Raw genomic sequence first — 7,169 nt, forward strand, 5'->3', positions numbered from 1 at the left:
CGCGGCGGCCGCCCGGTCGCCTTGACCGGCGGCAACACCTCTTCCAACACCTGCCACTGCGCCTGAGACAGATCACCACGAGCCACACTCAGCCCAACGAGCGAACCCGTTCCCAAACACGCTCTAGAGCAGTCGGAGTTCTCGAGCGGCGATCCAGGTCTAGCCCGCTGCTCATTCCGGGGGTCGCGGCAGTGGGGCGGGGCGGCAGGGCCTGGATGTCGTGCAGGTGGCTCGAGAGCTGCGCGCAAGGTAACGCCACCGATTCCCGGCGCGAGCATCTCACGTGGTGGCGGCGGGTCTCGTCCCCTCCGGGCCCGTCGCCACCCCGGGGGCGCTGGCAGCACAACACCCCGGCCGGAATGCCCTGGCCGGGGTGTTGCCCGCACCGTACCGAAGCGCGATGCTCGTGACTGCCCCTCGCAGCCACCCCAATTATAGCGAGGTCAAGCTGAGGCTGCCAGGGTTGAAACTCCTGCTCACGACGGGTGCAAGATCGTACACACACCGTCTCTTGGCGCAGGCCTTGACGGACCTGGCCGCCGGGCCGGTGAGCATCGCGGGGACCGAAGCCCCTCGTAGCTGGGGTACCGGTCCTGCCGTTCGCCTGGAGCTGGCCCATGAGGCGCGGCGTTGCGGGACGGCTTGGGCCGCTCAACCAGTTACAGCCACCATTCCTCTGGGACAAGTGCCGGTCCGGGGGTTTAGGGTCGGGGTCGACCTGGCACGAGGATGCGACGCCTGAGGAGACCGCGGGCGCCGTCGCCCAAGCCGCGAGGGCGGGACAGCGATGAGGAGTGGGTCCGGGTCGGTGGGCGTCGGTGTCCGGCGTGCGTGCGACGGTGAGGGACCGGGGCGACCGGCTTGTGAAGGGCGGTCGGTCGGATGACCGAGTTGTGGGTGGAGCCGCCCTCGACCGGCCGGTCACGCACCAATCATGTCTGCTGGCCGTTTCGTCACCACGATGAGCTGGTCGCGGTGGCCAGGGGGTATGTGGCGGAGGGACTGGCCCGGCACGAGCGGGTCGTGGGTTACCTCCCCGAGGAGCACCTACCCAACATGGAGGAGCAGCTGGCTGGTCTCGAGGGGCTGGATGAGTGCGTCGAACGGGGTCAGCTCCAACTCCATCCGACCGGCGCTCTAGCCGGGATGGACCAGCCGGTCGATTCGGGCCAGGGGTTGAGCACGCTGACCGCGATGATCGGGGAATCACTGGATGCCGGTTTCACCGGGCTGCGAATGTTCGGTGACATGACCGTGCGGATGGCCGACCCGGCGCGACGGGCCGAGTTCGTGCACTACGAGCACGAAGCAGACCGGTTCTGCCTCGACCACGCCTACACCGCGCTGTGCGCCTACGACCGGCGCGTGTTGGGCGACGCCGCCGTGGCCGAGGTGGCGTGTGTCCACCCGATGGCGCACGGCGGGTTGTCCCCGTTCCAACTGTCCGCCACGGGGCGGGCCGACGTGGCGCTCGCCGGTTCGGTCGACGCGTTCTCGAGCGTCGGCCTGCTGACGGCCTTGCAGCGGATTGGAGTCCCGGCGTTCGGGGTAGAAGCATCGATTGACGCCGCCGCACTGGAGTTCATCGATCATCGCGCACTGGTCACCCTGGACCAGCACGTAGCCCGCCACCGAAGCTCGCTGGTGCTGCAGTCAGCGCCGAGCATCGTGGCGCGGCTGATCGAATTGATTCCCCTGCGCGCGGTGCGGCTGGAGGACACGCCATGACCACCCCGGCCGCCCCCCACCGCTCGGGCTGGATCCACGAGCTGTTCCTGCACAGCACGACCGTCGAGATGGTCAAGTTCGTCATACGGTTCGCCCAAGACGGGGTGGACGCCGAGGAGCCGACGCTGCTCGAACTCCGCCCCGACACCGCTGCGATCGTCCAAGAGGCCGTCGCGCCGTCCCCTCACCTGACGGTCCTGCCCGCGATGGGACAGCCGGCGCGGCCGGCGTCGGACCTGCGGGCCGCTGACGCCCTACTTACCCGCTATCGGCCGTACGTCCGGCGGGTGCGCATCCTCAACCAAGAACCGACCGTGCCGAAGGAGCACTGGCACGAGTGGCGGCGTCTCGAAGCGGTCGTGAACGTCGCCCTGGCCCACCACAACGCCTGGGCGGTCTGCGTCTACGACCAGCGGGTGCTGGCCGCCGAGCAAGTCGAGGACCTCTGCGCCACGCACCCCGTTATTAGGCAGGGCGACCAGGATCTACGCAACGACCGCTACCAGGACCCGGTCGAGTTCGCCTCTGCGCGCCGCGACGCCCCTCCCGACCCGGTCGAACAGACCGCCCCCGCAGTCGAACTGACCGACCCGTCCCCGGTCACCGCTCGTGCAGCGGTCATCGGGTTCGCCCGGCGCACCGAGCTCGCCAGCGCCGAGGTTGAGGGCCTGGTCCTGGCGACAAGCGAGGCCGTGACCAACGCCATCGTGCACGGGCAGTCGCCCATCGTGCTGCGACTGTGGGCGCAACCCGATCGGGTGACCGTGACGGTGACCGACACCGGCCGCGGACCGACCGATCCCTTCGTCGGACTGCTAGCGCCTGACACCGCTGATGGGCGCGGGCTCGGCCTGTGGATCTGCCACCAGCTGGTCGACGTCACCCACCGCCGCCGACCGGGCGGCTACACCGTCCGTATGACCGCGACCCGGCCGCGCACGGCTGGTGGTCGAGGCGCTTCCGACCACCCTGGCCCACAGGCGCTCTGAGCAATCAACTCGTGGACCTGGGAGACGGACCACCGAAGCCCTCGTCGTCCAGGTGCCAGCCGTTGCCTGCGCGCTCGAGTCGGCTGCGTTCGGCACTCGACCTGTCACAACGATGCGAACGGTCCGGAGACGCGAGGGGCACCGGTTGACCGAGTCGACGAGGACGGGAGTCGAGGAGCGGGTCCTCTGGGTCCGCACCGCCGACACGCCCGGCACAGCCGTCAAAGACGTGGGATCGGTGGAGCCGCTGCAGAATGTCGACGATCGGTGGTCGGGAATGACCACAACGTACGGGTGGCTGGAGGAACCGTGAAAGGCGTGTGGACCGAGTTTAAGGCGTTCGCGCTCGGCGGTAACATGCTTGACTTGGCACTGGGCTTCATCATCGGCACCGCGTTCGCCGCGCTGGTCGATAGCCTCGCTAGCGATGTGATCATGCAGCTGGTGGCGGCGATCGCCGGGCAACCCGACTTCTCGGGCCTGATCTGGAACCTGAATGGCTCGCAGATCCGCTACGGCGCATTCCTCACCGTGCTGGTCAACTTCCTGCTCCTTGGCGCGGTGTTGTTCGGGTTGGTCAAGCTCTTGAAGAGGGCTGGGATGGGCAACTTCCGGGCGCAGGGCAGCCACGAGTGCCCTTACTGCAAGGAGTTCGTGCCGATCGATGCACTGAAGTGCAAGTGGTGCACTGCCGACATCGAGCCCGGTCAAGCCGAGGACGAGGACGTCAAGCTCATCGCCGACCGGCAACGCACCGCCGATTGAAGTGCCTCCCAGGCGCGGCTACCCCAGGGAGAATCACGACCAATGCGAACCCGGCATGATTCCGGGGCGCATGACATCAACTGTCAGAGGGCAGGGAACCTGGATAAGGCGGGCAGCCAATCGGGGTGGACCAGCAGATCCTCGCGAACAAGAATCTCAGTTCGGCCAGCTCCTAGCCAGCGCTTGGCGAGCATTTTTCAGAAGCTCGCCACCCCTCGGGGGTTTGGCGGACGCGTCCGGACCGTGGTGCGCGCGTCCGCGAGACCCTTACTCAACTCGCCGAGCCTTCGAAGCACCCCGGCGTTTCCGGGCTGCTGCCGGCGGCGTCGCTGCGGGTGTTGCGGGGCAGTCGGGCCCGGGAGCATCGCGGCGGCCGAGGTCCTCCAACAGGCTTGAGTACGAAGCCGACCTTGCTGATGCCCCACGGCCTGCGGCAGCGCTTAGTTAGCCGCGGATCAGACCGGATCGTCGAGAGTTCCATCAGTCCCGGCCCATCTCGGCGGTGTGGCCGGCGAAGAGACCTGCAGTACGGCACGCTCGGCCTGTCCGCGACGCTGCTGGAGCTACCCGGACTCGTCGAATCAGCCGCTGTTGGAGCGCTGTGCTAGACGCTGACGACTCGACTCCTCGTCTTTGCGCAGGTCAGCGTCATGCTATAGCTCGCGACACGAGCGGACCAGAAACCCGCTGATTGTGGCCACGATCGCCAGCTGAGGGCGTTTGCCCTGCTCGAAGCGAGGACCGCTGCCGCGGTTGCCCACGCCTGCCGCCGCACCGCCCCGACACCCCAACCGCGCCCTCGCGCTACTCACATAACCGCAGAATCAACTATGCCGAGGCCCTGGGGGGCGAGGTGCTGCCGGTTCGCACACCGCAAGTACAGCATCTGATCCTCGCTCCGAGTGGCACCACCTGCTGGCGCCGGTTGCAGGCGTGACCGCGGCAGTGGGTCAGGCTACTCCTGGGTGGGCAGCCATGAGCCGTGCAGGCCAAGTGGTACTCGGGTCGGGATCCGTATGCGAGCCACCGGCCCGGTTTCGGGCCCGTGGGCGGGCAGTACCAGGAACCAGCTCTCGCCGTTCGTCCGGTTGGTCGCGAAGGTGATCCACCAGCCCTGGTCGGCGTCGTGGGTGCCGGGGCGGGGGGCGAATACAGGCTCGCTGACGGCGAGGTCGCCAGCGTCCCACTGCACCCGCTCGCCGGTCTGGGTGTCGACGAAGTTGAGCGCATCGTGGTCCCCGCCCACGACGGGGCGCTTTCCGGTGACGGCTACGAGCGCGATGCGGTGGTGGCGGCCGCCGATGACGCGGTCGTCGATTCTCGGCAGTTCCATCGTGCCTTGGTCGATGATGTCCCGGCCGACCGCGCCGGTGCGCGGATTGATGGTGGCCCGGACGAGCGCGCCCTGGGTGGGACCCGGTACCAGCCCGCCCGGTTGGTTCCACTGCACGTAATCGAGCACAACCGGGGCGTCGGGCCCACTCCCGTCGTCGAAGGCGTTCGCGCCGTGCCAGGACCAGAACGTGTCGATGTGCGACCACCGCACCGGCCCGCCGTCGCGCGGGATGAGTGCGATCCGGGTGCCGTCCTGTGGGCTCCACGCCAGCAGCGACCCACCGGACAGCGCGGCCTGCATATCGAAGTACAGCGGCCCGAGCACCAGCACGACGAAGCGCTCGGTGAGCGCCATGTCATGGATCATCACGGGCCGGTCGAGGCCAGCCACCGGCGTCGGTGGGCGGGTGACCACGCCGTCGGGCCCGATCGTGGCCCAGGTCAGGTACGGCGCCTCGATCAGGTAGCAGAAGACGACCATCTCCCCGCTGCGCGGGTCGACCTTGGGGTGCGCGGTCATCCCGGCGGGCAGCATCCCGTCGAAGGTCTCCCGGCCCAGGGTGTCCAGCGTGGGTGATAGGCAGTACGGACAGTCGGCTTCGGCCAGGGCCAGCAGCCGGCCGGCGTGCCGCACAACGTTGATGTCAGGCAGGGACTTGGGCTGCCCGCCCAGCTCCGGGCCGACCTCGGACGAGTCCGGGATCAACCCCGTCAGCAGGCCACCCCACAACGCGCGGCCGGCCTGCTCCTCCGCCCGCAGGGCCTCGGTCTGGACGAACCGGTTCGCGTACCGGGCACGCCCATCCGACAGCCACATCCCGTGCACCATGCCGTCCCCATCGAGGGGGTAGACGTAGGAGCCGAGCGGGGTGAACCGTGGGTTCGGCCCGTTGCGCAGGTACACCCCGTCCAACTCCCGCGGCAGCTCGCCCTCGATCGGAAGGTCGGCGGCGGCGGTCTCCTCGACCACCGGAGCGAAGGGCCCCTGCAGGTGCGCCACCGTGGTGACATCGACGGGCAGTGCGATAGGCAGGGCCGGTCCCGCTGGGGATAAGTCGGTGGTCGGCATCGGTACTCCCTCCTCTACAGCGCCAGGAAGACGCCAGAACAAACCGTCGCAGTCCGCGTGATGCGAGACATCCGCCGACCGGCCGAAGAACACGCGAGCGAACCCGAAGGCGGCGTGCTGGTGCCCGACTGGTTTGTGAAGAGAATTGACCGCAGCCGATCTACGCGGCCCTGTCCAGGGTGACCCGGTAGCCCAGGGTGTGGAGCTGTTTGATCAGTCGGTCGCGTTGGCGGTCGGTGTTGCGGCGGGTGAAGTAGTCCCCGCCGAGGTCGTCGTAGTCGCAGTCGTTGGTCAGTAGATGCCAGCAGATGACCAGGATGGAGTGGGCGACGGCGATGGCGGCCTTCTTCTTCCCGATCCGCCGGGCCAGCCGCCAGAACCGGGCCGAGAGGTAGGTGTCGCGGGTACGCGCCGCGGCCCAGGCGCACTGGGTGAGGATGTCGAGCAGCCAGACGTCGCCGTGGGTGGTCTTGCCCGAGCCGCGTTTGCCGCCGGTGATGTTGTTGCCCGGGGCGACCCCGGCCCAGGAGGCCAGGTGCGCGGCGGTGGGGAAGCGGGACATGTCCACCCCGATCTCGGCGATGATGGTCTCCGCGGCCCGTTTCCCGACCCCGGTGATGGTGTCGAGCCGGTCACGGGCTCGGGCGAAAGGAACCGGCCTCGCTGACGTGGGCCGCGAACACCGCGTCGACCCGCTCATAGAGCCGCGCGATCGCCGCCTCGAGATGGGCGGTGTGCTCCAGACACAACCCGATCAGCAGCGCGTGGTGTTCGCCGAAGCGCCCGCGCAGCGCCTGGCGAGCGCGGGGAGCTTGCGACGCAACCGGCCCTTGGCCAGCTCGGGCCAATACCTCGGGGTCACGTTCACCGGCGACCAGGGCGGCGAGCATGGCCCGTCCGGACACTCCGAGCACGTCCGAGGCGACGGAGTCCAGCTTGATCCCGGCGTCAGTTCCTTGATGCGGGTGACCAGGGCGCTGACGTGGGCCTCGAGCAGCCGGGCCACGTAGCTGCACGGCGGGCCCTGATGGTCGCGGATGCGCAGCATGTCGGGATCTCGGCCAGGGACAGACCCAACGCCTGGGCCGAGCGCCCGAACCGCAACCGGGCGACCGCGTCCTGATCGTAGGAGCGGTATCCGGCCCGGGTGCGGCGCCAGGGGGTCGGCAAAGTCGTCAGGTGATGCCGAAGGTGGCGAGTGGTCGGGTCGGGTTGCGGCTGTGACGGCGGAGGGCGGCGGCGATATTGGTGACTCCCGCGAGTCGCAGGATGCTGATCACGAG

General features: G+C 68.8%; 7 protein-coding genes. 3 read left to right on the forward strand and 4 right to left on the reverse strand.

Annotation, left to right across the window (positions count from 1 at the left end; all coding sequences use genetic code 11):
- Positions 1–882: 882 nt before the first annotated feature.
- From RM445_RS31540 to mscL, 3 genes are all read left to right on the forward strand, one after another.
- Positions 883–1,728 (forward strand): MEDS domain-containing protein, encoded by an 846-nt coding sequence (locus RM445_RS31540; RefSeq protein ID WP_311560528.1) that lies wholly within the window; start codon positions 883–885, stop codon positions 1,726–1,728.
- The gene (locus tag RM445_RS31545) at positions 1,725–2,717 is read left to right on the forward strand and encodes an anti-sigma factor RsbA family regulatory protein (RefSeq protein WP_311560529.1); all 993 of its coding nucleotides are present in this window, start codon (positions 1,725–1,727) and stop codon (positions 2,715–2,717) included. Before RM445_RS31540 ends, RM445_RS31545 begins: the two co-directional genes overlap by 4 nt.
- A 309-nt stretch (positions 2,718–3,026) precedes the next feature.
- The gene (gene mscL, locus RM445_RS31550; RefSeq protein ID WP_311560530.1) at positions 3,027–3,482 is read left to right on the forward strand and encodes a large conductance mechanosensitive channel protein MscL; all 456 of its coding nucleotides are present in this window, start codon (positions 3,027–3,029) and stop codon (positions 3,480–3,482) included.
- A gap of 955 nt (positions 3,483–4,437) precedes the next feature.
- On the opposite strand, the gene RM445_RS31555 is transcribed toward mscL, so the two are convergent.
- The 4 genes from RM445_RS31555 to RM445_RS31570 form a co-directional block, all read right to left on the reverse strand.
- Positions 4,438–5,886 (reverse strand): carotenoid oxygenase family protein, encoded by a 1,449-nt coding sequence (locus RM445_RS31555; protein ID WP_311560531.1) that lies wholly within the window; start codon positions 5,884–5,886, stop codon positions 4,438–4,440.
- A gap of 160 nt (positions 5,887–6,046) precedes the next feature.
- Positions 6,047–6,586, reverse strand: coding sequence for a transposase (locus tag RM445_RS31560; protein WP_311560532.1), 540 nt, complete (start codon positions 6,584–6,586; stop codon positions 6,047–6,049).
- Complete coding sequence (locus RM445_RS31565; protein ID WP_311560533.1) at positions 6,519–6,776, reverse strand: hypothetical protein; 258 nt, start codon at positions 6,774–6,776, stop codon at positions 6,519–6,521. Before RM445_RS31565 ends, RM445_RS31560 begins: the two co-directional genes overlap by 68 nt.
- A gap of 58 nt (positions 6,777–6,834) precedes the next feature.
- The coding region (locus RM445_RS31570) for a MerR family transcriptional regulator (RefSeq protein WP_397469449.1) at positions 6,835–7,169 on the reverse strand (335 nt) is incomplete at its 5' end.

This window comes from Pseudonocardia charpentierae (assembly GCF_031845345.1).
GTDB lineage: Bacteria > Actinomycetota > Actinomycetes > Mycobacteriales > Pseudonocardiaceae > Pseudonocardia > Pseudonocardia charpentierae.

What these genes read in the sequence shown, in the direction of transcription:
- RM445_RS31540 (WP_311560528.1), top strand. Translation starts at nt 883, where the DNA reads ATGACCGAGTTGTGGGTGGAGCCGCCCTCGACCGGCCGGTCACGCACC.
- RM445_RS31545 (WP_311560529.1), top strand. Translation starts at nt 1,725, where the DNA reads ATGACCACCCCGGCCGCCCCCCACCGCTCGGGCTGGATCCACGAGCTG.
- RM445_RS31555 (WP_311560531.1), bottom strand. Translation starts at nt 5,886, where the DNA reads ATGCCGACCACCGACTTATCCCCAGCGGGACCGGCCCTGCCTATCGCA.
- RM445_RS31560 (WP_311560532.1), bottom strand. Translation starts at nt 6,586, where the DNA reads ATGAGCGGGTCGACGCGGTGTTCGCGGCCCACGTCAGCGAGGCCGGTT.
- RM445_RS31565 (WP_311560533.1), bottom strand. Translation starts at nt 6,776, where the DNA reads ATGCTCGCCGCCCTGGTCGCCGGTGAACGTGACCCCGAGGTATTGGCC.